The organism is Shinella yambaruensis, from assembly GCF_050859155.1.
GTDB lineage: Bacteria > Pseudomonadota > Alphaproteobacteria > Rhizobiales > Rhizobiaceae > Shinella > Shinella yambaruensis.
Window position 1 is genome coordinate 221,842 of the sequence record NZ_CP150638.1, and the last position, 24,876, is coordinate 246,717.

Below are 24,876 nucleotides of genomic sequence, written 5' to 3' on the forward strand. Positions count from 1 at the left end.
GCTGGCCCGGTTTCGTTTGGGGGGAATGCATGAGCGAGGAACATACCGGCCATTGTCTTTGCGGGGCGGTGCGCTTTCGCACCAAGGGGCCGCTGCGCGAGGTGATCGCCTGCCATTGCAGCCAGTGCCGGCGCCAGACCGGGCATTTCTACGCGGCGACCAACGTGCCCGATGACGCACTGACGGTCGAGGGCGGGGAGAATGTCACCTGGTATCGGGCGAGCGACATGGCGGGACGGGGCTTTTGCCGCACCTGCGGCTCGGCCCTGTTCTGGAAGGGCGACGGGACGAATTATACCTCGATCATGGCCGGTACCTTCGACCTGCCGACCGGGCTTGCCATCGGCAAGCACATCTTCTGCGCCGACAAGGGTGACTATTACGAGATCGAGGACGGCTTGCCGCAATATGCGCAGGGCTATTGAGGCGGCCGATCCCGCTATTGCACCAGCGCGGGGCGCTGGCAGCTGACGCCCGTGACGCGGATATCCGCCTCGCCGATCCGCACGCCGGCAAGAAGCAGCAGGTTGTAGAGCAGTTCGTCGATGGCGGGCGTGACGGCGCCGAGCGTGTTGCCGAGCGCGGAAGCGATGCCCGGAATGCCGATCGGCAGGCCGAGCAGCTTGATGTTGATCTCGGCATCGAGATTGCCGAACAGCGACCGGACGGCGGAGGTCAGCGTGTCCCGCGTGGAGACGGATTTCATCGTCCCGGCGGCGATCTCCGCCGGCGTGTAGGTGAGGCGGGTCTTCGCAAGGTTCTTCGCCTCGACATGCGCGATCGCATCGATGCTCAGGAGGGCCGAATCGACGATACGGGCCTTTGTCACGCGCGCATCGTCGGAAAAATCGGAGAGCACGGAGGGATCGACCTTGCCGATGGCGATCTCCGCGACGCCCGGCATCGCGTCGATCGCGACATTGGCATTGCCGAGCGAGCCGCCGTAGCAGCGGATATCGGTCAGCTTCGCCTCCGCGGCGGCAACCTCGACATAGAGCGGCAGCTTGATGCGCAGGCCCGCGAGCGCGGCAAGCCCGTCTATGCCCACCTCGACCGACAGCCGCGTCTGCGCGCTGCGCACCGCGCTGCCCGGCGCGCCGAGCCGGTGCGAGGGCGTTTCGACGGGCGGCTCGCCGATCGCAAGGTTCACCTTCACCGCGGCAAGGCCCGGCACGACCGCGCTGACATCGAGCGCCACCTGGTTCTTGCCGTTGGCGAGCGCTGCCGCGGCGGTGATCATCTGCAGGGCGTTGATCGACATCTTCCAGTCGCCGCCGGTGGCAACGGCAAGCCCCTTCTTCGGATCGAGGTTGAGGATGCGCGAGAGCGGCAGCTTGACCTTGCTGCCGGCCGTCGCCTGCTCGACGAGCCGGAGCGCCGAGCGTACGGGGCCGGAAAGACCCTCGACGGCGCGCATGGAGGCGAGCAGCTGCGGCATGGTGATGCCGGCATTCAGCACCTCCTCATAGGTCCCCGCGGTGAGGTTGAGGGTCGTCGCGACCGCCTTCAGGAAGGGGTGGACGGCGATGTCGGCATCGACCAGCGCGCGGTAGTCCATCACATTGAGGGAAAGGTTCGTGCCGAGCAGCTTGCCGAGCAGGGCGTTCAGGATGCCGTCATTGAGGCTGGCAAGACGCGTACCGATGGAAAAGGCGGCGGTCTTGGAGCGGGCGGCCGAGCCGGTCGCCGAGAGCATCGGCGATGTGGGTGTGAAGACCGCGGCGACGAAGAGATCGGAGGGGCGGGTGAGCGTCACCCGGGCGGCATCCGCATCGGCGCCGGCCGGCTTGAAACGCTCTTCCGGCGCGATGTCCGGATCGGCGGTGTAGCGCCCGCGCTCGACGAGGGCGGTGGCGGGCGTCGCCCTGGAGTTGTGCGCCGTGATCACGGCGGGGATGGTGGTGCCGTCCTTGCCGGTCACCGAGACGGGAAGGTTGTTGAGGGCGAAATAGGTGGCCGCGGATTTTTCGGCCTCGGCGACATTGGCGGCGGCGGCGATGGCGGCCAGGTCGGCGGCGGCCTGCAACTGGCGCTGCTGCACGGTGAGGTAGCCATAGTCGACGCCGAGGGCAAGCGAGAAGATGATGAGCGGCAGGCTGATGGCGGCAAGCGTGCCGATATTGCCGTCGCGTTCGCAAAGAAGGGTGCGCGGGGTCTTCATGGTTACAGCCCTCCCACGCGCACGGTGGAATAACGCTCGATCCTCTGGCTCGGCAGCGCGAAAGTGAAGAGGTTCCAGATCGGCAGGTCGCCGGAATCATAGGTGATCGTGACGGTGAACTGTTCCGGATTGGCCGGGTCGTCGGTGACAACGACCTGCATCTTCGCACGGTTGAGGAAGGCATAGTCGAAATGCGAGGCGTCGAGGTAGCGGTTGACCAGCGTGACGCGCTCGGTCGGGTTGAGGCCGGCGACCGCCGTGCGGGCGGCATCCGCCGCCACCTGCTGTACCGCATGGGTGACGCTGAGATAGATGCCGTAGGCGATCAGCGTGAAGAGGATGAGGAAGAAGAGGGGGGCGATGATCGCGAATTCCAGCGCCGAGGTGCCGGCGCGATCCTTCGACAGGCGGGACAGGGCGTGCATGACATCTCCTCCTTTGGATTGTCCGGCGACAAGGCGGTTGCACCTTTCAAAAGGAATGCACCTTTATCGTGCGCCCAGAGTCTTAAATTCTCCTATAGATTGCTTATTGTGAAAATGTGCAACTGATGATTTGCGCCTGCGTGTTGTCCCTGGCGGGGGCCGGAGTCGGCCTGTCTGACACAATGCGGACACAATTCAGGGCACGCCGAAAGCGATTTCAGCCGTGTTTTCACCCCCTCACACATTCGTGAAACTCTTGAAATCGGCGTTGCGGCTTTCAATGCCACAATTGTAAAGACGGCCTTCTCCCGCTGCAGCTTCCACGTGCGCCCTTTCCCTTCCGCGGCGGGAAGGATGAATATCATTACGATAAATCAATGGTTTGTATCATGAGGCTTTCCTCATGAAAAACCGTCTATATGGACGGTTTTGCCGGTTTTCGCCGACTTGGTTGTGTGCCGGAGCCGCGCTTTTCATTGTTCAAAAAACGTTGACGGCTGTTTCCAGTTTGAGACCCTTCCATCCCGCAAATTGAGGGACCATCTTTATTTCGCAAGAGCGGCCAACTGCTCCTGGAAGACCGATAGGAACGATGATGCCGGGCCATGATGAAGACGAGAGACGTGCGGCTGCCGCCATGCGGCCATCGCCTGAAAGTCAGCCGGATCGTCCCTGTCGCCATCGGCGGAACGCGATGTCCGCGGCCACGATGGATCCCGAACTGCCGTTTCAAGATGCATATATGAAAGGAACAAGACAATGACCAAGACCTTGAGCACGACCTTTGCGACCGCCCTTCTCGCCGCCTCCGTTTTCGGCGGCTCCGCAGCCCTCGCCGGTGGTGACGGCGATTATTATCGCGGTATCGACCGCGACCAGGCCCAGAGCCAGACCATCGACCGTGTCACCACGCAGAGCATCGACAGGAGCGACGCAAAGTCCACGGTGATCGTGGCGGCTGCCGGCCCTGCCAGGGGCGACTACTACAGGGGTCTCGACAGGAACGACCGCTGAGCGGCCACATCTGTAAGGCCAACTCCCAAGACTGACCAAGGAATGAAACAATGAGCAAGTCCCTCAACGCAGCCTTCGCGGCGACGCTTCTCGCCGCCTCGCTCTTCGGTGGTTCCGCCGCCTTCGCTGGCGGCGACTATTACAGGGGCGTCTCGCCCACTTCCGAGCAGGATCAGATGATCGAGGCGAAGCGCCAGGCCCGCATAGCAAACGGCCATGTCTATTCCCGGGCGGAAACCACGCCCCGGCGGATCGGCCCGGCCAATGGCGACTATTATCCGGGCCTCGACCGCACGGCGACTGCCGACCGGTAAGCGACGATCCCTTTGCCTGCCATCCGAAGCTCCCGGTTTCCCCGCTGGGAGCTTCGTCCGTTCGAGGCGGCATTTCGGCCGATATCGGCCGAAATGCCGCACGCGGGCGATTGTCGCGGTGCGGCAACGTGGGCGCGTGCACGGAATTGACCTTTGCCTGTTCCGGACCACATTCTTTCCTGCGAGCGCGGCCTGCCGAGGCCCGCGCCAGCCTTACGAAAGGACGTGGCCAATGTTCGAATCGTTGGACGCAACGCTGCTCGCCCGCTTCCAGTTCGCCTTCACCGTATCGTTCCACATCGTCTTTCCCGCCTTCTCGATCGGCCTTGCGAGCTATCTCGCCGTGCTGGAAGGGTTGTGGCTCTGGACGAAAGACGAGGTCTATTTCGCGCTGTTCAATTTCTGGAAGACGATCTTCGCGCTCGCCTTCGGCATGGGCGTCGTCTCCGGCATCGTCATGTCCTACCAGTTCGGCACGAACTGGAGCGTCTTCTCCGACAAGGCGGGGCCGGTCATCGGCCCGCTGATGGGCTACGAGGTGCTGACGGCCTTTTTCCTGGAGGCTGGATTCCTCGGTGTCATGCTGTTCGGCCTCAATCGCGTCGGTCCGAAGCTGCATTTCTTCGCCACGCTGATGGTCGCCATCGGCACGCTGATCTCGGCGACCTGGATCCTTGCCGCCAATTCTTGGATGCAGACGCCCGCCGGCTTCACCGTCAACGAAGCCGGCCAGTTCGTGCCGGTCGACTGGTGGGCGGTGATCTTCAATCCGTCCTTCCCCTATCGCCTCGTGCACATGGTGCTGGCCGCCTATCTGACAACCGCCTTCGTCGTCGGCGCCGTCGGGGCCTATCACCTCCTGCGCGGCGATGCGCCGAAGCGCGCGAAGACGATGTTTTCCATGGCGATGTGGATGGCGGCCATCGTCGCGCCGATCCAGATTCTTGCCGGCGACATGCACGGGCTCAACACGCTGGAGCACCAGCCGGCCAAGGTCATGGCGATGGAGGGGCACTACCAGAGCCATCCCGACGGCGCGCCGCTCATCCTCTTCGGCATTCCGAATTCGGCCGAACAACGCGTCGACTACGCCCTCGAGATCCCGAAACTGTCGAGCCTCATCCTCAAGCATGACCTTGATGCGCCGCTGCCCGGGCTCGATACGGTGCCGAAGGAGCTGCATCCGCCGGTCGGCATCGTCTTCTGGTCCTTCCGCATCATGGTCGCCATCGGCTTTGCCATGCTGGGCATGGGGTTCTGGTCGCTGTGGTGTCGGTGGCGCGGGACGCTCGGCAAGAACGGCTGGCTGCACCGTGCTGCCGTGCTGATGGGGCCTGCCGGCTTCCTCGCCGTGCTGGCCGGCTGGGTGACGACGGAGGTCGGCCGCCAGCCCTATACGGTCTACGGCCATCTGCTCACCGTCAATTCCGTCGCGCCCATCGATGCGCCCGCCGTCGCCACCTCGCTGATCGCCTTCATCGTGGTCTATTTCCTCGTCTTCGGCGCCGGCACCTTCTACATCCTGCGCCTGATGGGTCGCCTGCCGCGCGATCCCATGCCGGATCTGGCGGAAGGTCCCCTCCGTTCGGCCGGCATCATGCCCGCCGCCGCCACCCCGTCCGGGAGCCGCCACCATGGCCATTGATCTTCCCTTCATCTGGGCAGCCATCATCGCCTTCGCGGTGCTTGCCTATGTCATCCTCGATGGCTTCGATCTTGGCGTCGGCATCCTCTTTCCCTTCTTCAAGGAGAAACACGATCGCGACGTGATGATGAACTCCGTCGCGCCGGTCTGGGACGGCAACGAGACCTGGCTGGTGCTGGGCGGCGGCGGGCTGATGGCCGTCTTCCCGCTCGCCTATGCGACGATCCTGCCGGCGCTCTACATGCCCCTGGTGCTGATGCTGCTGGGCCTCATCTTCCGCGGCGTCGCCTTCGAATATCGCTGGCGCACCCGGCGCGGCGAGTTCCTCTGGGACATCGCCTTTTCCGGCGGTTCCATGGTCGCGGCCTTCACGCAGGGGGTGGCGCTCGGTGCGCTGGTGCAGGGCATTCCGGTGGAAGGGCGCGCCTATGCCGGCGGCTGGTGGGACTGGCTGACGCCCTTCTCCATCGCGACCGGCCTGGCGCTGATCGTCGGCTATGCGCTGCTCGGCGCCACCTGGCTGGTGATGAAGACGAGCGGCGACCTTGCCGAACGCGCCCGCGGCTATGCGCTGAAGGCCGGCCTCGGCACGCTCTTTGCCATGGGCGTCTTCAGCCTGTGGACGCCCTTCCTGGAGCCGCTCTATTTCGACCGCTGGTTCGGCTGGCCGACGCTGCTCTTCAGTCTGCTCGTGCCGCTTCTCGTGCTCGGCTGCTTCGCGCTGCTGGTCCAGGGCCTGCGCACCCGGCACGATTCGCGGCCCTTCATCGCCGCGCTCGGCCTTTTCGTGCTGGGCTTTGCCGGTATCGGCATCAGCTTCTACCCCTATATCGTGCCGGCCTCGCTGACGATCTGGCAGGCGGCCGCGCCCGAGGAGAGCCTTGCCTTTCTGCTGGTCGGCGCGCTGGTTCTGGTGCCGATGATCCTCGGCTACACGGCCTATGCCTATTGGGTCTTCCGCGGCAAGGTCGATCCGGAGGAGGGGTACCACTGATGACGGAGGGTTCGACCGGCCGCAGGCTGCTCTGGTTCGCGGGCCTGTGGGCGGGCGGCGTGCTGACGGTGACGATCGTCGGCTTCGCCATCAAGCTCGCCATCGGGACCTAGCCGGGTGCCGGAAACAAGGGGCTCACGTAACGTAAAAGCATCCAGCCTCGCGCCAGCTTGCTTGCCTAGGTTCCGCCTCGGCCAGCATGCAGGCCCGCAAGCAGAAGACAGGACCGCACCCTCCTTCCGCTTAACCCCCGGGCCTGCATGTGGCCTTGCGTCTCAGGAGACGTTCGCGGCTTTCCCCCAAAACATTCCTCTGCTATCGGGGTCCCGACAAGGGAGACCGCAATGGCGAAGACGGCCGCAGACTGCACGACGATGGCGGAAATCCGGGAAAACATCGACCGGGTCGACCGGGCGTTGATGGCGCTCTTCGCCGAGCGCTGGAGCTTCATCGGCCGCGCGGCCGAGATCAAGGCGGGCCTTGGCATTCCCGCCGACGTGCCGGAGCGCGTCCGGGAAGTGCGCGACAATGCGCACCGTAATGCCGAGGCCCTCGGCCTCGACGGTGCCTTCTACGAGGGAATCTGGGCAGAGCTCATCGACCGTGCCATCGCCCACGAAAAGGCGCTGCTCGGCGAAGAATAGGCGTCAGATCTGGTTGCGCTTGCCGAGGTGCTCCTCCCAGTCGAGCGCCGTACGCACGATGAAGCCGAGGTCGTCATGCTGCGGCTTCCAGTCGAGTTCCCGCATCGCGACGGAGGGGTTGGCGACGATCAGCACCGCATCGCCCGGCCGGCGCCCGGCAAAGCGCACGGGGAAGTCCTTGCCGGAAACCGCCTTCACCTGCTCCAGCACCTCCAGCACGGAGAAGCCGCGCCCATAGCCGCAATTGGCGACGATCGAGCCGCCGCCCGCCCGCATGCGCTGCAACGCCTTCAGATGCGCATTGGCAAGGTCGGTGACGTGGATATAGTCGCGCACGCAGGTGCCGTCCGGCGTCGGATAGTCGGTGCCGAAGACATCCATGCCGGCGCGCTTGCCGAGCGCCGCCTCGCTCGCCACCTTGATGAGATGCGTGGCGCCTGCCGTCGACTGGCCGGTGCGCCCGCGCGGATCGGCGCCGGCGACGTTGAAGTAGCGCAACGCCGTATAGGTGAAGTCATGCGCGGCGGCGGTGTCGCGCAGCATGATCTCGGTCATCAGCTTGGAGGAGCCGTAGGGCGATTCCGGCCGCAGCGCCGCGCTTTCCAGCACCGGTTCCGTGCCGTCGGGCGTGCCGTAGACGGCGGCGGTCGAGGAGAAGACGAAATGCGGAATCTTCGCCGCGACGGCCGCGGCGATCAGCGCCCGTGACTTGACCGTGTTGTTGTCGTAATAGGAGAGGGGATCGGCGACCGATTCCGGCACGATGATCGACCCGGCGAAATGGATGATCGCGTCGATGCTGTTTTCGGTGAAGATCTGCGCCAGCAGCGCCGCATCGGCAAGGTCGCCCTCGTAGAAGCGCGCCTCGGGCGCCACGGCCCAGCGGAAGCCGGTCGAGAGCCGGTCGAGCACCACGACCTCCTCGCCCGCATCGATGAGCGTCCAGACCATGTGGCTGCCGATGTAACCCGCGCCGCCCGTAACCAGAACCGCCATGTCATTCCCCGAATCGACTGAATTGCCGGCATATCACCCTGCCGGCCGGCAACACGCAACCGCAATTGCGGCGCATTTGCGGGCCCCTCCCGCCGAACAGAAGGAAGACCGTCATGTCCGATCGTTTCATCGTGCTCTCCGGCTGCTCCGGCGGCGGAAAATCCACCCTCCTGGAAGAGCTCCGGCGGCGCGGCCACGCCGTTGTCGAGGAGCCCGGCCGGCGTATCGTGCAGGCGGAGCTGGCGAGCGGCGGCACCGCCTTGCCCTGGCTGGACCTTGCCGCCTTCGCCCGGCGCGCCATCGCGATGGCGCTCGCCGACCAGGCGGCGATGCAGCAGCATCCCGGCCTCGTCTTCTTCGACCGCGGCCTGATCGACGCCGCTTCCGCCCTCGATGCCGAGGGCGGGGAGCCGGTGCTGCCGGGTTTGGCCGCGGCGCACCGCTACAACAGGCGGGTCTTCCTCACGCCGCCCTGGCCGGAGATCTATGCCGCAGATCCGGAACGCCGGCATGATTTTGCGGCCGCGCTCGCCGAATATGAGCGGTTGGAAGAGACCTATCCCGCGCTCGGTTACGAGGTGGTGGTCGTGCCGAAAATGCCGGTTGCCGCGCGTGCCGATTTCGTGCTCGGCCGCCTTTGATCGCCCTCAGCGCGCCGCGATGTAGCGGGCAAGCCGGTCGGCCGCCTCCGCGACCTGCCCGGGGTCGCGCAGGAAACAGGCGCGCATGAAGAGCTCGCCGCCCGGCCCGAAGGCCGTTCCCGGCGCAAGGCCGACATTGGTGCGGTCGACGATGTCGAGCGCGGCGAGGCGCGAATCCGTCATGCCGTCGATCTTCAGGAAGGCGTAAAGCGCCCCGTCCGGCTTCAGCGTCTCGACGCGGTTGGTGGCGATCAGCGCGTCGCAGAAGACATCGCGGTTCGTTGTGGCCTTGTCGATATTCGCCTGCACGAAGGCATCGCCCTCGTCGAGCGCCACGATGGCGCCCTGCTGCAGGAACTGTGGCACGCCCGAGGTAGAATACTGGATGAGGTTCTCCAGCACCTGGCCGATTTCCGGCGGCGCGACGATCCAGCCGACGCGCCAGCCGGTCATCGACCAGTTCTTCGAGAAGGAATTGACGAAGACGACCTTGTCGCCTTCCTCCATCACGTCGAGGAACGAGGACGCCCGCCCGCCGGCATAGTGGTAGAGCGCATAGATCTCGTCGGCCATGATCCAGAGGCCATGGCGCCGTGCGATGGCGAGCAGATTGGCAAGGTCCTTACGCGTCGCCGTCCAGCCCGTCGGGTTGGAGGGCGTGTTGACGAAGAGCACGCGGGTCTTCGGCGTGATCGCCGCTTCAACGCGGTCAAGGTCGACCTGCCAGCGCCCGCCGGCAAAGACGAGCGGCACGGCGACGGGGGTGGCGCCCGAAAGCTCCGCTGCCGCCGCGAAGTTCGGCCAGGCCGGCGTCAGATAGACCATGTCGTCGCCCGGCGAGACGAGCGCCTCGATCGCCAGCTTGATCGCCTGCATGCCGGAGCCGACGACATAGAAATGCTCGTCGGGAAGCGCCGCGCCGAAACGGCGGGCATAGTAGCGCGAGAGGGCGGCGCGCAGCTCCGGAATGCCGCGCTGCCAGGTATAGAAGGTCTCGCCGCGCAGCAGCGCGTCGGCCGCGGGCCGCGCAATGAAATCCGGCGTCGGCAGGTCCCCTTCGCCGACCCAGAGCGGGATCAGCCCTTCGCGCCCGCGCGCATAGTTGACCACTTCGACGATCCCGCTTTCCGGGGCGCGGAGCGAGCGCGGGCTGAGGCTTTCGATGAAGGACATGGAACATCACTCCGGCAGGATTGGACCGCGCATCGATGATGACGCGGCCCAAGACCTAACCGGTTTCGTCCCGTCATTCACGCCAGTTTCGCTGACAGACCCATCGAAATCGGTGATGGAAGCGCGGGATGTTGTCCTTGCCGCTGGCGTTCAGGCTCCTGTCAGGCGCACGCCCGATCCTGCCGCCACGACTGGCAGGGAAGGCAAGCATGAAGCGGTTCTTGAAATGGGTTGCGCTCGCCTGTGGCGCGGCGGGCGTGGCGCTCGGCATCTATCTTGTGGCGATCCAGCTGACCGGCAACTTCGCCGCCGTGGTACCCGGCGAGGTCTACCGCTCGAACCAGCCCACGCCGGGCGAGATCGCAGCCTATGCCGCGCGCTACCGGATCCGCACCATCGTCAACCTGAGGGGGCGGAACGAGCGGGCGGCCTGGTACAGGAACGAGGTCGCGGCGGCCAGGAGCCTCGGCCTCACCCTCATCGATTTCCCCATGCAGGCCGACCAGCGGCTCGACCCCAAGGCCGCGGACGAGCTCGCCGCCCTCCTCAGGGACGCGCCCCGCCCGATCCTCATCCACTGCCGGTCCGGCGCCGACCGCACGGGCCTCGCCTCCGTCATCTACCTCGCCCGCATCGCCCGCGTCGACGAGGAAACCGCCGAACGCCAGCTCTCCATCCGCTACGGCCACATCGGCGTCCCCTTCCTCTCCCCGACCTATGCCATGGATGAAAGCTGGGAGGAGCTGGAAGAAGCGGCGCGCTCAGCTGGATAAAGCGTGTGTCTAAGCACACGGAAACCGCGTACTCTTCTCGATACCCTAATCATTTCAGGAGATTAATGGTGCCCGGAGGCGGATTTGAACCACCGACACGCGGATTTTCAATCCGCTGCTCTACCAACTGAGCTATCCGGGCATCTGGTTGGATTTCGCCTGGAAATCCGTGGGGCGCTTGGTTTCGCCCCGGAAGCGAGCGGGTTATAGCATCTTGCGAAAATGTGTCCAGCCCTCCCGGGCGTTTTTTGCGGGAAAATTGGCTGGCTTTGCAAGTGACGGAAAAGATTGTGTTTTCGACGTGTGACAGGGACGTCACATATCGTCCTCGTCGGCCTTTGTCTCATCGTCGGCGACGGGGATGGCATAGGAGCCGGAGAGCCAGCGGTTGAGGTCGACGTCGCGGCAGCGGTTCGAGCAGAAGGGATAGTGCTCGCGCGCCGAGGGGCGCTTGCAGATCGGGCAGGGCACGGCCTTGCGCAGCGGGGCGACGATAGCCGCCGGCTTTTCGCTTTCGTTCGTCATGTCAGGCATCCGTCCAGCCGGCATGCACGTCGAAGCCTTCGCCGGAAAGCAGGGCGAGGGTTTCGTAGAGCGGCAGGCCGACCACATTGGTGTAGGAGCCGACCAGCTTGACGACGAAGCTGCCGGCAATGCCCTGGATGGCATAGCCGCCCGCCTTGCCGCGCCATTGGCCGGAGGAAAGATAGGCTTCGATGTCGGTGGTCGAAAGGCGCTTGAAACGGACCTTCGTGTCGATGACCTTCTGGCGCACCGTGCGGTCCGGCGTGATGAGGCAGACGCCGGTGAAGACGCGGTGGCTGCGGCCGGAGAGCAGGTGCAGGGCGCTGGAGGCCTCGTCGATCATCTCGGTCTTCGGCAGGATGCGCCGACCGACCGAGACGACCGTGTCGGCGGCCAGGATATAGCTGCCGGAAAAGGAAGGGTCGCCCTTGACGGCGGCGAGCGCCGCCTGGGCCTTGCACGTGGAGAGCCGGCGCGCCAGCGAGCGGGGATGCTCGGAACGCTTCGGCGTCTCGTCGATATCCATGGGCATCAGGCGCGCGGGCGTAATGCCCGCCTGCGCGAGCAGTTCGACGCGGCGCGGCGAGCCGGATGCCAGGATGAGCGTATCGGTCTGCGCCATGGGGTCTCCGGGGTGCGCCGGTTTCAGCTCTCGGGCCGCGGGCCGGACAAGGGCGCGGCCGCAGGTCCCGCTGGGAGGAGCTTACTTGAAACGGTAGGTGATGCGACCCTTGGTGAGATCGTAGGGCGTCATCTCGACCAGCACCTTGTCGCCGGCGAGAACGCGGATGCGGTTCTTGCGCATGCGGCCCGCGGTGTGCGCGATGATCTCGTGCTCGTTTTCGAGCTTGACGCGGAAGGTGGCGTTCGGGAGCAGTTCCGTCACGACGCCGGGAAATTCGAGGACTTCTTCTTTTGCCATCTTTGAGCGATATTCCTGTAGGGTGGATTCGGGGAGGCCGGATGCCCGCCTCGAAAAAGTTGCCGGAAACTACACAATCCCCGGTGCTTTGTGAACACCGAAGCGCCGGCTTTCTGCATTTGTCGGAAACAGGGCTGCCCTGCGCCTAGCCGGGGGCCTTCAAACGCTTCTCTATCAGCATCTTCAGGAATTCGCGAACCTCGCGGTAGGAGCTGAGAATCTGCTCGCGCGTGCCGGTCGCCACCGTCGGATCGGGCGTCGGCCAGTACATGACGTCGACGGCCATCGAACGGGTGAGCTCGAGCGCGGCATGATGCGCTTCCGGAGCGAGCGTCACGATGAGGTCGAAGTAATCGTCCTCCAGCTCGTCGAGCGAATGGGGCGCATGGCGGCCGAGCGACAGGCCCACCTCGCCGAGCACGGCATCGACGAAGGGGTCGCGCTCGCCGGGGCGCACGCCGGCGGAGGCGACATAGGTGCCGGGCAGCACGCTGCGGGCGATCGTCTCGGCCATCGGCGAGCGCACCGCATTCATGCGGCACATGAAGAGAATCGAACGGGGCGTTCGCGACCGGGCTTCCTGTGGTGCCGGGAAGACGCCCTCCATCCGCTCACCCGCGCCAGTAGAGAACGCAGACGAGCGTGAAAAGCCGGCGGGCCGTGTCGAAGTCGAAGCGGATCTTCCCCGAGAGCCGGTCCATCAGCGTCTGCGAGCCCTCGTTGTGGATGCCGCGCCGGCCCATGTCGATCGCCTCGATCTGGCTGGGCGTTGCCGAGCGGATCGCCTGGTAATAGCTCTCGCAGATCATGAAATAGTCCTTCACGATGCGCCGGAAGGGCGTCAGCGAGAGGATATGGGTGGCCACTTCCTCGCCCGCCTCGGTGCGGATGGCGAAGACGAGCTTGCTATCGAGCAGCGAGAGGTTGAGGCGGTAGGGGCCGCCGGCATGGCCGATCGGCTCGAACGAGTTCTCCTCGATGAGGTCGAAGATGGCAACGGCACGCTCGTGCTCCACATCCGGCGTGGCGCGGCCGATCGTGTCGTCCAGCACCACGTCGCAGAGGCGGAAGCTGCCCTTCTTGCCCATGCCCTATGTCTCCAGGTTGAGCCGGATGGCGACGGAACGGGCATGCGCGCCGAGCCCTTCGGCCTCGGCAAGCGTGATGGCCGCGGGGCCGAGGGCGCGGAGCTGGCCGGCACCGAGCCGGAGGATCGAGGTGCGCTTCATGTAGTCGAGCACCGAAAGGCCGGAGGAGAAGCGGGCGGACCGCGCGGTCGGCAGCACATGGTTCGAGCCGCCGACATAGTCGCCGATGACCTCCGGCGTGTGACGGCCGACGAAGATGGCGCCGGCATTGCGGATCTTCGGCATCAGCGCGTCGGGATCGGCGGTGGCGATCTCCAGGTGCTCGGCGGCGATGCGGTTGGCGAGCGGCACGGCCTTCGCAAGGTCGGGCACGAGGATGACGCCGCCGAAATCGCGCCAGCTGGCGGCGGCGGTCTCCGCGCGCTCCAGCGTCTTGAGCTGCCGTTCGACGGCGGCCTCGACGGCATCGGCGAGCACCAAGCTGTCGGTGACGAGGATCGACTGGGCGCCGACATCGTGTTCGGCCTGGGCGAGAAGGTCGGCGGCGAGCCAGTCCGGGTCGTTGTCGGCGTCGGCGATGACGAGCACTTCGGAGGGACCGGCGATCATGTCGATGCCGACCGTGCCGAAGACCTGGCGCTTGGCGGCGGCGACGAAGGCATTGCCGGGGCCGGTGATCTTGGCCACGGGCGCGATCGTCTGCGTACCGTAGGCGAGGGCCGCGACGGCCTGCGCGCCGCCGATGCGGTAGATCTCGTCGACGCCGGCGATGCGCGCGGCGGCAAGCACGGCCGGGTTGATCTCGCCGTCCTTTGCCGGCACGACCATGACGAGGCGCGGCACGCCGGCGACCTTGGCCGGCACGGCGTTCATCAGCACGGAGCTCGGATAGCTCGCGGTGCCGCCCGGCACGTAGAGGCCGACGGCGTCGATCGCCGTCCAGCGCGAGCCGAGGCCGACGCCGATGTCGTCCTCGTAGATGTCGTCCTTCGGCCGCTGGCGGGCATGGTGCTTTTCGATGCGCTGGGCGGCCAGTTCCAGTGCGGCGATGATCTTCGGATCGACCGCGTCATAGGCTGCCTCGATCTCCTCCAGCGAGACGCGCATGGAGGTGACGGCAAAGTCGAGGCCGTCGAATTTCCTCGAATAGTCGGCCAGCGCCGCGTCGCCGCGGGCGCGCACATCGTCGATGATCGCGCGCACGACGGCATTGACGTCTTCGGAGACCTCGCGCTTGGTGGTCAGGAAGGCAGCGAACCGGCTTTCGAAATCACTGCTCTGGTAGTCAAGTCTGATCGCCAAGTCGTCCGTCCTGTCGTCTTCCGGCCAAAGCGCCGGCAAATCCTTCAAACCGCCGGATGGCGGGGCTTCAAGCTGGTTTCCCATGCCCCGCCGGTATCTGCAAGCTGAACTTCGACGCATTCCACATCGAGCGCGATGGAGGCGCTGCCGGAGAGCACGAGTTCCAGCGTGCCGTCCGGGCCTTCGCCCTTCCGGGAGAAATTCACGGCGAGCAGGGAGAAGACGGCGTCCTGGTCCTTGCGGTCGATGCCGAGCGAGCGGACGGCATTGACGCGCTTGAAGGCGACGACGGCGCGGCGGCGCTCGAAGGCCTTGCCGCGGCCGACCGCCTTTTCCCAGACGAAGCGGTTGACGATGACGGAAAAGACACCGTGGCGGGGGTCATAGGAAAGGCCGTCGGTCTTGAAGACGGCGTCCTGCAGGTGGGCGGAAACGACGGAGAGGTCTTCCGTGTCGAGGGCGAGCAGTTTCAGGCTGTTCATGGTGCGTCCTTCGGGGGCAAGCCGGCAAGGGAGCGGGAAGCGCCTTCGCAAGCGGCATTGCGGGAAAATGCTTGGGGACACCGCGGTTTGCGGCATCCGGTCTTTTCCACGAGATAGGACGGCGCGCGGCAGACTGCAACGCCCGCCGCGCAGGGAAGATCAGTCGCTGACGCGTTCGACGACGGCGCCGCAGCGGGTGAGCTTCTCCTCGAGCCGCTCGAAGCCGCGGTCGAGGTGGTAGACGCGCGAGACCATGGTCTCGCCTTCGGCGGCAAGGCCGGCGATGACGAGCGAGACCGAGGCGCGCAGGTCTGTCGCCATGACCGGGGCGCCGCGCAGCCGCTCAACGCCTTCGATCTTGGCCGTCTGGCCGGAGAGCGAGATCTTCGCGCCGAGGCGGGCCAGCTCCTGTACATGCATGAAGCGGTTCTCGAAAATGGTCTCGGTGATGTGCGAAATGCCGCTCGACTTGGTCATCAGGCCCATGAACTGGGCCTGCAGGTCGGTCGGGAAGCCCGGGAAGGGGTCGGTGACGACGTCGACCGGCTTGATGCCGCCGCCATTGCGCACGATGCGGATGCCGCTTTCCGTCGAGGTGATCTCGGCGCCGGACCGGCGGATCGCTTCAAGCGCGGTTTCGAGCAATGCGGCATCGGTGCCTTCGAGCGTCACGTCGCCGCCCGTCATGGCGACGGCCATGGCATAGGTGCCGGTCTCGATGCGGTCGGGCAGCACGCGGTGGCGCGCGCCGGAAAGCTGGGTGACGCCCTCGACGGTGATCGTCGCGGTGCCGGCGCCCGATATCTTGGCGCCCATGGCGTTGAGGCACTTGGCGAGGTCCTGCACCTCCGGCTCGCGGGCGGCATTGCCGATGACCGTCGTGCCCCTGGCGAGCGTCGCCGCCATCATCAGGACGTGCGTCGCGCCGACGGAGACCTTCGGGAAGGTGTAGCGCGCGCCGACGAGGCCGCCGTCCGGCGCCGTCGCCTCGATATAGCCGCCGTCGATCTCGATCTTCGCGCCGAGCGCGGCGAGCGCCTCGATGAAGAGGTCGACCGGGCGCGTGCCGATGGCGCAGCCGCCCGGCAGCGAGACGCGGGCCTTGCCTTCGCGGGCGAGCAGCGGGCCGATGACCCAGAAGGAGGCGCGCATCTTCGAGACGAGCTCGTAGGGCGCCGTCGTGTCGACGATGTTGCGCGAGGTGAAATGGATCGTGCGGGAATAGCCTTCGCCCTGGCGCTCGCGGCGGCCGTTGACGGAAATGTCGGCGCCGTGGTTGCCGAGGATGCGGATGAGCTGCTCGACGTCGGCGAGGTGCGGCACGTTTTCCAGCGTCAGCGTGTCGTCGGTGAGGAGCGAGGCAATCATCAGCGGCAGCGCGGCATTCTTGGCGCCGGAAATCGGGATGGTGCCCTTAAGTTCGTTGCCGCCTACAATTCGGATACGATCCATGTGCGATTACGGGCCGGGCCCGCCTTTCTCAAAGAATTTCGGCTTTCGGAGATGGCGGCCTCTTTAGAGCATCGCGATCGAAAAATGAAGACCGTGCCGGCCGCCCGCCCTTTTGCGCGCGCCGGTTGGAAAACCATCCCCGTCGTCTTCGGGTGAAGACATGCCCGACTAACCGTCCGATTCGTCTTTTTTTGCGGCAGGACGTCCCCCCGGAAGCCCGGTCGTTTCATCCGCTGCGCCGGCCCGGCGGGCGCGCGCCTGCTGTTTTCGCCGCTGGAGATTGTCGCGCAGCGTCTTGGCCAGCCGCTCCGCGCGAATCTCCGCTTCGGTCCTGATCTTCCCGCTCTTCGTCTCGTCCTTGCCGCTCATGCCCGTCCTTTTATCGAAATCGATCCCGGCAAAAAAGCACTGCCATCACCAGAATTGTTGCAACAATCGCAAAATCGCCGCTTGCACTGCCGGATGACCTATGGCAATAGGCCCTCGCTCACGCGGAACAGACCTTCGTTTCGCCGGATGCTGCTATAGCTCAGGGGTAGAGCACTCCCTTGGTAAGGGAGAGGCCGAGAGTTCAAATCTCTCTAGCAGCACCATTCTTCCTCGTTTTCTTTCCATTTTCCGCACCCGTCGCCGCCTTCCTGCGCGTCTGGCCGGGCGGTTCGCCGACGACGCGTTTGAAGGCGCGGGCGAAGGCGGCCTGGGAGCCGAAGCCGAGGCGGCGGGCGGCGGTGTCGATCGACAGCTTGTCGCGGCGGAACCATTGTTCGGCAAGACGCATGCGCAGGGCAAGCACGTAGCGCTGCGGCGTCACGCCCGTCACCTCGACGAAGCGTTTTGCGAAGACCGAGCGGGAGCTGCCCATTTCCTCAGCCATGTCGGCGAGCGTCCAGTTGCGGCCGGGCTCGCGGTGGAGGGAGGCGATGACGCGGCCGAGGCGCGGGTCGCGCAGCGCCTCGATCCAGCCCGTCGCATCGCCGCAGCCGCATTCCACCCAGCCGCGCACGATGGAGGCGGCGACCACGTCGGCAAGGCGTGCGAGGATGCCGGCCGAGCCGACGCGCTCCTCCCCCATCTCCCGTTCCATCGCGTCGAGCAGCGGCATCAGTTCGGGCTGGCGTCCGATCAGCGCGCCGACCGACATGATCTGCGGCATGAGGCCGACGAGCGGATGCAGCGTGTCGAGCTCGAATTCCATGCGCCCGGTGAAGATCAGCGTATCGTTTTCCGGGTCCGCCGTCTTGATGCAGGCCTCCACCGCCGCCACATCGGCGCAGAGCGGCTTTCGCGTATAGCTCTCGTAGTCGCGGATCTGGACATGCGGTCCGGTGACGATCTCGTGCACCTCGCCGCGCGGCAGCAGCACGGCATCACCGCAGCAAAGTTCGCGCCCGGCCTCGCCCGGCGCGCGCAGCAGGACCTTGCCGCGGGCGACGAAATGGAAGCGGGCTTCCGGCCCCGCCGGAAAGCGGATGCCGAAAGGCGGGCTGAGCTGGAGCCGGCCGTAGCTCGCGCCGCGCAGGCGCATGCCCATCAGCAGTTCGCTGACGGGGTCGTGCAGGTTTTTTGCGGAGTCGGACGATCGATCAAACATTGCGGATAAAATGACATTGTGCGTCTTGCATTTCAACCCACCTCTTGGAGCACGCACTGCAACAGGAAAGGGATGGCAGATGACGGATGCAACAATCGCGGCGCCGCAGAGCGAAGCGGATGCGCGGCCGGCCTGGGGGGCCGTGATATCGATGACGTTCGGCGTGTTCGGGCTGGTGGGCGCGGAATTCCTCCCCGCAAGCCTGCTGACGCCGATGGCGGCCGATCTTCGGATATCCGAGGGCATGGCCGGCCAGGCGGTGACGGCGACGGCGGCGGTCGCGCTGGCGACGAGCCTGCTGGTCACGGTGGTGACGCGCAGGATCGACCGGCGGCTCGTGCTGCTCGGCCTTTCGGTCCTTTTGATCTTTTCAAACCTCCTGGTGGCGATGGCGTCGAACCTCGCCATGCTTCTGGCCGGGCGGGTGCTGCTCGGCATGGCGCTCGGCGGCTTCTGGACGCTCTCGGCAGCGACCATGATGCGGCTGGTGCCGGAGGCCTATGTGCCGAAGGCCCTGTCGGTCATGTTCCTCGGCGTGTCGGCGGCCACGGTCTTCGCCGCGCCCGTCGGCAGCTATGTCGGTGATATCGTCGGCTGGCGGAACGTCTTTCTGGGCGCCGCCGTGCTCGGTGCGCTGGCACTCGTCGTGCAGCTTGCGACGCTGCCCTCGCTTCCGCCGCGCGGCCATTCGCGCTTCGGCACGCTCTTCGAGGTGCTGACGCGGCCCGGCGTGGGTTTTGCGATGTTCGCGATCCTGCTCGTCTTCACCGGCCATTTCGCCTTCTTCACCTATATACGGCCGTTCCTTGAAACGGTGACGGGCCTCGGCGTCGAGGGCTTCTCGGCCGTCTTGCTCGGCTTCGGCATCGCCACCTTCTTCGGCAATTATCTCGGCGCCGTGCTGCTGGAACGTTCCATGCGCTTCACGCTGACGATCATGCCGGTGGTGATGGGCGCGCTCGCCCTCTCGCTCGCCCTCTTCGGCGGCAGCCTTGCCGGCGATGCGGCCATGGTCGCGCTCTGGGGCCTCGCCTTCGGCGCGGTGCCGGTCGCCTGGTCGACCTGGATCACCCGCGCCGTGCCGGACGAGGCCGAAAGCGCCGGCGGCCTCTTCGTCGCCGCCATCAATTTCGCCATCGCGACCGGTGCCGCCGCAGGCGGGGCCCTGTTCGATACAACCGGCGTGACGAGCGTCTTCGTCGCCAGCGGCGCCGTGCTGCTGCTGGCCGCACTCACCATCGTCTCGGCGGTGCGCACCCGGCCGGCCTGATCGCACGGGATGGCGGCGTTCCCGTCCGCCATCTCCCTATTTTCGTTTGCGTGTGCCTGTCTTCACCCTGTTCCCCGTCATGCTTTTCGGTCTAGAACTCCAGTCGAGGATTCTTGGAGGAGCGGCGCGTGACGATGACGGCAGGCGATTTTTCGCAGGGAACTTTTGTCGGGCGCGTCTGGCGGCCGGATGTACAGGGGCCGGCAGTGGTCATGCTGCGCGACGGCAAGCTGTGCGACATCACGTCCCGGGCCATCCCGACGATGCGGGACCTCCTGGAAACGGACGATCCGGCGGCTGTCGCCCGCGCGGCGCCCTGCGATCCGCTCGGCACGCTCGATACGGTGCTGGAGGCCTCCGTCGAGGGCGCCGGCAATTTTTCCCGCCTGCACCTGCTCGCGCCGTGCGACCTCCAGGCCGTCAAGGCCTGCGGCGTCACCTTCGCCCGCTCGATGATCGAGCGCGTGATCGAGGAGAAGGCGGCGGGCAATCCGGCGCTGGCGGACAAGGTGCGCGGCCGCGTCACCGCCATCATCGGCGACAGCCTGCGCGACCTGAAGGCGGGCTCGGAAGCGGCGGCCAAGGTCAAGGCGGCGCTGATCGAGGAAGGCGTCTGGTCGCAGTATCTGGAAGTCGGCATTGGGCCGGATGCCGAGGTCTTCACCAAGGCGCCGGTGCTGGCCGCCGTCGGCTGGGGCGCTTCGGTGGGGCTGCACCCGATCTCCAGGTGGAACAATCCGGAGCCGGAAATCGTGCTGGCGGTCGACAGCCAGGGCCGCGTCAAGGGCGCGACGCTCGGCAACGACGTGAACCTGCGCGATGTCGAGGGCCGCTCGGCGCTGCTGCTCGGCAAGGCCAAGGACAACAATGCCTCGGCGGCCATCGGTCCCTTCATCCGCCTCTTCGACGAGACCTATGCGATCGACGATGTGCGCAAGGCCGATCTCGACCTCCTGATCGAGGGCGAGGACGGTTTCGTCCTGAAGGGCCGCAGCACGATGCGCGAGATCAGCCGCGATCCGCTCGACCTCGTCGCCCAGACGATCGGCAAGCACCATCAATATCCTGACGGCTTCCTGCTGTTCATGGGCACGCTCTTCGCGCCTGTCGAGGACCGCGACACCCCCGGCCAGGGCTTTACCCACAAGACCGGCGACCGGGTGACGATCTCCAATGCCGAACTCGGCGCCCTCACAAACACCGTGCGCCTTTCCACCGAATGCCCGCCCTGGACCTTCGGCATCACCGCGCTGATGCGCAACCTCTCCTCCCGCGGGCTCCTCTAGATGGGTGAAGGCGGCATGGACGAGACGAGCCGCAAGATCCTGCGGCTGCTCCAGAGCGAACCGGAGCTGACGGTCGCCGAGATCGGCGAGCGCGTCGGCCTCAGCCATACGCCCTGCTGGCGGCGCATCAAGGAGATGGAGCGGCAGGGCATCATCCGCGGCCGCATCGTCGCCGTCGATCCGAAGCGCGTCGGCTTCGAGGTGTCGGTCTTCTGCTTCGTGCGGCTGAAGCAGCACGACGAGGCGACGCTGCTGGAATTCGAGAAGGCGGTGAAGCACATGCCGGAGGTCGTGCAGTGCTATTCCATGACCGGCGACCATGACTATGTGCTGCGCGTTCTGACAAGCAGCGTGCGCCAGTACGAAGAGATCCTGAAGAAGGCGCTGCTGCGCCTGCCGGGCGTTGGCTTCGTCAATTCCAGCTTCGCGCTCGACGAGCTGAAGAACACGCACCGCGTTCCGATCTGACGCGAAATGAGGATGGCTTTGCGCCCAGTGGCCGCTTTTGCGGATGCCATCCCGAAACTGTGATTCGCCGTCGCGAAAATAGGGACCCGCTCCTCCCATTCCATGGGTAAGCTCCTACATATGGAGGATGGCTTTCACGGAGGAGGGCCATCGAGGAGGAGGTCATGCTCAAGCAGAGCTTTTCTCTCGAGGACAAGTATATGGCCGAGGAGGGGAGGATCTTCCTTTCCGGCACCCAGGCACTCGTGCGCCTGCCCATCGTCCAGATGCGGCGCGACCGGGCCGCGGGGCTGAACACCGCCGCATTCATCTCGGGTTATCGCGGATCGCCGCTCGGCGGCTACGACCAGCAGCTTGCAAAGGCGAAAAAGCATCTGGCGGCGCACGACATCGTGTTCCGGCCGGGCGTCAACGAGGACCTGGCGGCCACCGCCGTCTGGGGCACGCAGCAGCTCCACCTCTCGCCGGGCGCGCGCTATGACGGCGTTGCCGGCTACTGGTACGGCAAGGGGCCGGGCGTCGACCGTTGCGGCGACGTGCTGAAGCATGCCAACGCCGCCGGCACCGCGAAACATGGCGGCGTGCTCTGTTTCGCCGGCGACGACCATTCGGCCAAGTCGTCCTCCATTCCGCACCAGTCCGACCATGCCTTCATGTCGGCGCTGATCCCGGTGCTTTATCCCTCCTCGATCCACGAATTCGTCGAATACGGCCTGCTCGGCACGGCCATGTCGCGCTTTTCCGGCTGCTGGGTCGGCATGAAGTTTATCGCCGACACGGTCGAGACGACGGCCTCCGTCGATCTTGCGGGCGAGCGCCGGCAGTTCGTCATCCCGCAGGATTTCGAGCTGCCGCGGGACGGCCTCAGCCTGCGCTGGCCCGACCCGCCGTTGCCGCAGGACGAACGCCTCCAGACCTACAAGGGCTATGCGGCCATCGCCTTTGCCCGCGCCAACCGGGTGGACGAGGTAACGCACGACGTGCCGCGCGCCCGCTTCGGCATCATCGCCTCGGGCAAGGCCTATGAGGATGTGCTGCAGGCGCTGAAGGAGCTTTCCCTCGGCCCGGCCGAGATGGCCGAGATCGGCATGCGCATCTACAAGGTCCGCATGCCCTGGCCGCTGGAGCCGGAAGGGGTTCGTGACTTCTCGCAGGGACTGGAGGAGGTGCTGGTCGTCGAGGAACGCCGCGAGATCATCGAGAACCAGATCAAGCAGCAGCTCTTCAACTGGCATCACGGCGAGCGGCCGCGCATCGTCGGCAAGTTCGACCATCAGGACAAGCCGTTCCTGCCGCTGTCGGAGGCTTTGTCCGTCGGCATGGTGGCGCGGGCGATCGCCGCCCGTCTCCTGCAGTTCGATTTCGACACCGGCCTGAAGACGGTCATTTCCGACGAGCTTGCCTATCTCCTGGAACGCGAGAAGATCCGCAAGGCGCACACGGCGCCGGTCGAGCGCGTGCCCTATTTCTGCTCCGGCTGCCCGCACAACACCTCGACGAAGGTGCCCGAGGGAAGCCGCGCCACGGCCGGCATCGGCTGCCACTACATGGTGCAGTGGATGGACCGTGACACCACGACCTTCACCCATATGGGCGCCGAGGGCGTGCCGTGGTCGGGCATCGCGCCCTTCAGCGACGAGAAGCACATCTTCGTCAATCTCGGCGACGGCACCTATTATCATTCCGGCATCCTGGCGATCCGCCAGTCCGTCGCCGCCGGCGTCAACATCACCTACAAGCTGCTCTACAACGACGCGGTCGCCATGACCGGCGGCCAGCCCGTCGATGGCCCGCTCAGCCCCGAGGTGATGACGCGGCAGCTGCATGACGAGGGCGTGGCGCCGATCTACCTCGTTTCCGACCACCCGGACGCCTATCCGCCGGCGATGCTCGCGCCCGGCGTCATCGTGCGCCATCGCGACGAGATGGACCGGGTGATGCGCGATATCCGCGAGGCGCCCGGCTGTTCGGCCATCGTCTATGTGCAGACCTGCGCGGCGGAAAAGCGCCGCCGCCGCTCGCGCGGCCTGATGGCGGATCCGCCGGTCCGCCTGGTGATCAACCCCGCCGTCTGCGAAGGCTGCGGCGACTGTTCCACCCAGTCGAACTGCGTCTCCGTCGAGCCGCTCGACACGGAATTCGGCCGCAAGCGCAAGATCAACCAGTCGACCTGCAACAAGGACTATTCCTGCCTCAAGGGCTTCTGCCCGTCCTTCGTGACGGTCGAGGGCGGCCGGCTGCGCAAGGCCGCGCGCTCCAACCCGGACATGACCGGTATTGCCGAGCCCGACATCGTGCGGATCGGCGACCGCGCCTACAACATCGCCATTGCCGGCATCGGCGGCACCGGCATCCTGACGATCAGCGCCATCCTCGGCATGGCCGCCCATCTCGACGGCAAGGCGCCGATGATCCTCGACATGGCGGGCCTTGCCCAGAAGGGCGGCGCCGTCATGAGCCACCTGCGCATCGGCCTTTGCGATGAGGATGTCTCCTCGCCGCGCATCGTCACGGGCGGTGCGGATCTCCTCTTGGCCGCCGACGACGTGGTGGCCGCCTCGAAGGATGCCGTGACGCTCTGCGACCACCACCGTACGACGGGCGTCGTCAACACGAAGCTGACGCCGGTCGCCGATTTCGTGCGCAAGCGGGACTTCGATTTCCGCCGCCGCGATGTCGAGGGCACGGTGCGCGCGGCGCTGCGCGACCCCTCCCATCTTCTCGATTTCACGACGATTGCCGAGAAGGTGGCCGGCAATGCCATGGCGACGAACATCCTGATGACGGGTTTTGCCTGGCAGAAGGGGCTGATCCCGCTGACGCGCCAGTCGATCGAACAGGCGATCGTGCTGAACGGCGTCGCCGTCGACGCCACGCTCTCCGCCTTCGGCTGGGGCCGCCTGATCGCCGCCGACCCGGCCCGCGCCGAACGCCTATTGACCCCCGGAAAGCCGGCCGCGACGCTGGAGACCATGGCGCCGGACGCGCTGGTCGCCCATCGCATGAAACACCTGACGGCCTACCAGAACGCCGCCCTGGCCGAACGCTACAAGGCGCTGGTCGAGCGCGTGCGCCAGGCGGAACGGGCGCTTGGGCCGGACGACCGGCTGATCCGCGCCGTCGCGCATGTCTATGCCCAGCTCCTTGCCTACAAGGACGAATACGAGGTGGCGCGGCTCTTCACCGATCCGGCCTTCAAGCAGGGGCTGGCCGAGCAGTTCGAGGGCAAGTACAGCATCGCCTTCAACCTCGCGCCGCCCTTCCTCAAGGGCGAGGATGCCAACGGCCGTCCGCGAAAACGCGGCTTCGGCCGCTGGATGCTGCCGGCCTTCGGCCTGCTCGCCGGCCTGAAGGGCCTGCGCGGCACCGCTTTCGACCCGTTCGGCCGCACGGCGGAGCGCCGCATGGAGCGCCAGCTCATCGCCGACTACGTGGCGCTCACCGAGCATGTGCTCGAAAACCTCTGTCGCGAGAACCTCGACGCCGCCGTTGCGCTGCTGTCGCTTTACGGCGAAATTCGTGGTTACGGCCCGGTAAAGGAGGCGGCGGTGAAGTGGGTGCGGGCGCGCGAGGCGGAAATGCGCCTGGCCTTCGACACGGCAGGACAACACAGGGCGGCCGCCTGAGGCCGCGATGGCGCCGGTCATCCGGCTCCGCAAATTGAGAAAGCAGGCGGATGCCGGGCATCCGACCGGGGAGGACGGACATGT

Annotated in this window: 26 protein-coding genes and 2 tRNA genes; 13 read left to right on the forward strand and 15 right to left on the reverse strand. The window is 66.1% G+C overall.

All coding sequences use genetic code 11. The annotated features are described in order from the left end of the window. Positions 1-29 precede the first annotated feature (29 nt). On the forward strand, positions 30-425 hold the full coding sequence (locus WMC41_RS01120; protein ID WP_272804328.1) for a GFA family protein: 396 nt from the start codon (positions 30-32) through the stop codon (positions 423-425). A 14-nt stretch (positions 426-439) separates the two neighbouring features. Here WMC41_RS01120 and WMC41_RS01125 read toward each other — a convergent pair whose 3' ends face one another. Next, positions 440-2,161: a pilus assembly protein TadG-related protein gene (locus tag WMC41_RS01125; protein ID WP_432346793.1), complete on the reverse strand. Its 1,722-nt coding sequence runs from the start codon at positions 2,159-2,161 to the stop codon at positions 440-442. Positions 2,162-2,163: 2 nt separating this feature from the next. Further along, positions 2,164-2,586 (reverse strand): TadE/TadG family type IV pilus assembly protein, encoded by a 423-nt coding sequence (locus WMC41_RS01130; protein WP_272804330.1) that lies wholly within the window; start codon positions 2,584-2,586, stop codon positions 2,164-2,166. Positions 2,587-3,345: 759 nt separating this feature from the next. Here WMC41_RS01130 and WMC41_RS01135 point away from each other — a divergent pair. From WMC41_RS01135 to WMC41_RS01155, 5 genes are all read left to right on the forward strand, one after another. Beyond that, positions 3,346-3,600 (forward strand): hypothetical protein, encoded by a 255-nt coding sequence (locus WMC41_RS01135; protein WP_244767415.1) that lies wholly within the window; start codon positions 3,346-3,348, stop codon positions 3,598-3,600. Positions 3,601-3,650: 50 nt separating this feature from the next. Beyond that, entirely contained in the window at positions 3,651-3,914 is a 264-nt protein-coding gene (locus WMC41_RS01140) for a hypothetical protein (protein ID WP_272804331.1), read from the forward strand. 232 nt (positions 3,915-4,146) lie between these two features. After that, entirely contained in the window at positions 4,147-5,559 is a 1,413-nt protein-coding gene (locus tag WMC41_RS01145; RefSeq protein ID WP_432346795.1) for a cytochrome ubiquinol oxidase subunit I, read from the forward strand. Next, complete coding sequence (gene cydB, locus WMC41_RS01150; protein WP_432346796.1) at positions 5,549-6,553, forward strand: cytochrome d ubiquinol oxidase subunit II; 1,005 nt, start codon at positions 5,549-5,551, stop codon at positions 6,551-6,553. Before WMC41_RS01145 ends, cydB begins: the two co-directional genes overlap by 11 nt. A gap of 344 nt (positions 6,554-6,897) precedes the next feature. Next, a complete protein-coding gene (locus tag WMC41_RS01155) occupies positions 6,898-7,197 on the forward strand; it encodes a chorismate mutase family protein (RefSeq protein ID WP_432346797.1) in 300 nt (99 codons plus the stop codon). A 3-nt stretch (positions 7,198-7,200) separates the two neighbouring features. On the opposite strand, the gene galE is transcribed toward WMC41_RS01155, so the two are convergent. After that, entirely contained in the window at positions 7,201-8,193 is a 993-nt protein-coding gene (galE, locus tag WMC41_RS01160; protein ID WP_432346798.1) for a UDP-glucose 4-epimerase GalE, read from the reverse strand. Between the two features lie 113 nt (positions 8,194-8,306). Here galE and WMC41_RS01165 point away from each other — a divergent pair, with 113 nt between their 5' ends. Next, positions 8,307-8,834 carry an AAA family ATPase gene (locus WMC41_RS01165; RefSeq protein ID WP_432346799.1) on the forward strand — a complete coding sequence of 176 codons (528 nt, stop codon included), beginning with the start codon at positions 8,307-8,309 and terminating at the stop codon, positions 8,832-8,834. Between the two features lie 6 nt (positions 8,835-8,840). Here the strand turns inward: WMC41_RS01165 and WMC41_RS01170 are convergent, their stop codons facing one another. Beyond that, entirely contained in the window at positions 8,841-10,007 is a 1,167-nt protein-coding gene (locus tag WMC41_RS01170; RefSeq protein WP_432346800.1) for a pyridoxal phosphate-dependent aminotransferase, read from the reverse strand. Between the two features lie 209 nt (positions 10,008-10,216). Here WMC41_RS01170 and WMC41_RS01175 point away from each other — a divergent pair, with 209 nt between their 5' ends. After that, positions 10,217-10,780, forward strand: a complete 564-nt coding sequence (locus WMC41_RS01175; protein WP_432346801.1) for a dual specificity protein phosphatase family protein — start codon at positions 10,217-10,219, stop codon at positions 10,778-10,780. A 66-nt stretch (positions 10,781-10,846) separates the two neighbouring features. On the opposite strand, the gene WMC41_RS01180 is transcribed toward WMC41_RS01175, so the two are convergent. The 10 genes from WMC41_RS01180 to WMC41_RS01225 form a co-directional block, all read right to left on the reverse strand. Continuing rightward, a tRNA-Phe gene (locus WMC41_RS01180) sits at positions 10,847-10,922 on the reverse strand. 173 nt (positions 10,923-11,095) lie between these two features. After that, entirely contained in the window at positions 11,096-11,305 is a 210-nt protein-coding gene (yacG, locus tag WMC41_RS01185) for a DNA gyrase inhibitor YacG (protein ID WP_064328779.1), read from the reverse strand. Position 11,306: 1 nt separating this feature from the next. Then, positions 11,307-11,927, reverse strand: a complete 621-nt coding sequence (locus WMC41_RS01190; RefSeq protein WP_432346802.1) for a Maf-like protein — start codon at positions 11,925-11,927, stop codon at positions 11,307-11,309. Positions 11,928-12,008: 81 nt separating this feature from the next. Further along, a complete protein-coding gene (gene infA / locus WMC41_RS01195; protein WP_004435948.1) occupies positions 12,009-12,227 on the reverse strand; it encodes a translation initiation factor IF-1 in 219 nt (72 codons plus the stop codon). Positions 12,228-12,372: 145 nt separating this feature from the next. Then, positions 12,373-12,834, reverse strand: a complete 462-nt coding sequence (locus tag WMC41_RS01200; protein ID WP_037405840.1) for a low molecular weight phosphatase family protein — start codon at positions 12,832-12,834, stop codon at positions 12,373-12,375. A gap of 4 nt (positions 12,835-12,838) precedes the next feature. Next, a complete protein-coding gene (locus tag WMC41_RS01205; RefSeq protein WP_133036693.1) occupies positions 12,839-13,315 on the reverse strand; it encodes a UPF0262 family protein in 477 nt (158 codons plus the stop codon). A gap of 3 nt (positions 13,316-13,318) precedes the next feature. Further along, positions 13,319-14,617 carry a histidinol dehydrogenase gene (hisD, locus tag WMC41_RS01210; RefSeq protein ID WP_432346803.1) on the reverse strand — a complete coding sequence of 433 codons (1,299 nt, stop codon included), beginning with the start codon at positions 14,615-14,617 and terminating at the stop codon, positions 13,319-13,321. 44 nt (positions 14,618-14,661) lie between these two features. Further along, positions 14,662-15,099 (reverse strand): DUF2948 family protein, encoded by a 438-nt coding sequence (locus WMC41_RS01215; protein WP_432346804.1) that lies wholly within the window; start codon positions 15,097-15,099, stop codon positions 14,662-14,664. A 159-nt stretch (positions 15,100-15,258) separates the two neighbouring features. Beyond that, positions 15,259-16,551: a UDP-N-acetylglucosamine 1-carboxyvinyltransferase gene (murA, locus tag WMC41_RS01220; RefSeq protein ID WP_432346805.1), complete on the reverse strand. Its 1,293-nt coding sequence runs from the start codon at positions 16,549-16,551 to the stop codon at positions 15,259-15,261. Between the two features lie 168 nt (positions 16,552-16,719). Next, the gene (locus tag WMC41_RS01225) at positions 16,720-16,920 is read right to left on the reverse strand and encodes a hypothetical protein (protein WP_244767429.1); all 201 of its coding nucleotides are present in this window, start codon (positions 16,918-16,920) and stop codon (positions 16,720-16,722) included. Positions 16,921-17,069: 149 nt separating this feature from the next. Between WMC41_RS01225 and WMC41_RS01230 the strand changes: the two genes are divergently transcribed. Further along, positions 17,070-17,144, forward strand: a tRNA-Thr gene (locus WMC41_RS01230). On the opposite strand, the gene WMC41_RS01235 is transcribed toward WMC41_RS01230, so the two are convergent. Next, a complete protein-coding gene (locus tag WMC41_RS01235) occupies positions 17,123-18,142 on the reverse strand; it encodes an AraC family transcriptional regulator (protein ID WP_432346806.1) in 1,020 nt (339 codons plus the stop codon). The genes WMC41_RS01230 and WMC41_RS01235 overlap by 22 nt on opposite strands. A 79-nt stretch (positions 18,143-18,221) precedes the next feature. Here WMC41_RS01235 and WMC41_RS01240 point away from each other — a divergent pair, with 79 nt between their 5' ends. The 4 genes from WMC41_RS01240 to WMC41_RS01255 all read left to right on the forward strand — a co-directional run bounded on the left by WMC41_RS01240 (position 18,222) and on the right by WMC41_RS01255 (position 24,792). Next, the gene (locus tag WMC41_RS01240; RefSeq protein ID WP_432346807.1) at positions 18,222-19,412 is read left to right on the forward strand and encodes an MFS transporter; all 1,191 of its coding nucleotides are present in this window, start codon (positions 18,222-18,224) and stop codon (positions 19,410-19,412) included. 134 nt (positions 19,413-19,546) lie between these two features. After that, positions 19,547-20,698 (forward strand): fumarylacetoacetate hydrolase family protein, encoded by a 1,152-nt coding sequence (locus WMC41_RS01245; RefSeq protein WP_288078846.1) that lies wholly within the window; start codon positions 19,547-19,549, stop codon positions 20,696-20,698. Positions 20,699-20,713: 15 nt separating this feature from the next. Beyond that, entirely contained in the window at positions 20,714-21,166 is a 453-nt protein-coding gene (locus WMC41_RS01250) for an Lrp/AsnC family transcriptional regulator (protein WP_024270192.1), read from the forward strand. A gap of 164 nt (positions 21,167-21,330) precedes the next feature. Beyond that, entirely contained in the window at positions 21,331-24,792 is a 3,462-nt protein-coding gene (locus WMC41_RS01255) for an indolepyruvate ferredoxin oxidoreductase family protein (protein WP_432346808.1), read from the forward strand. Positions 24,793-24,876: the final 84 nt, after the last annotated feature.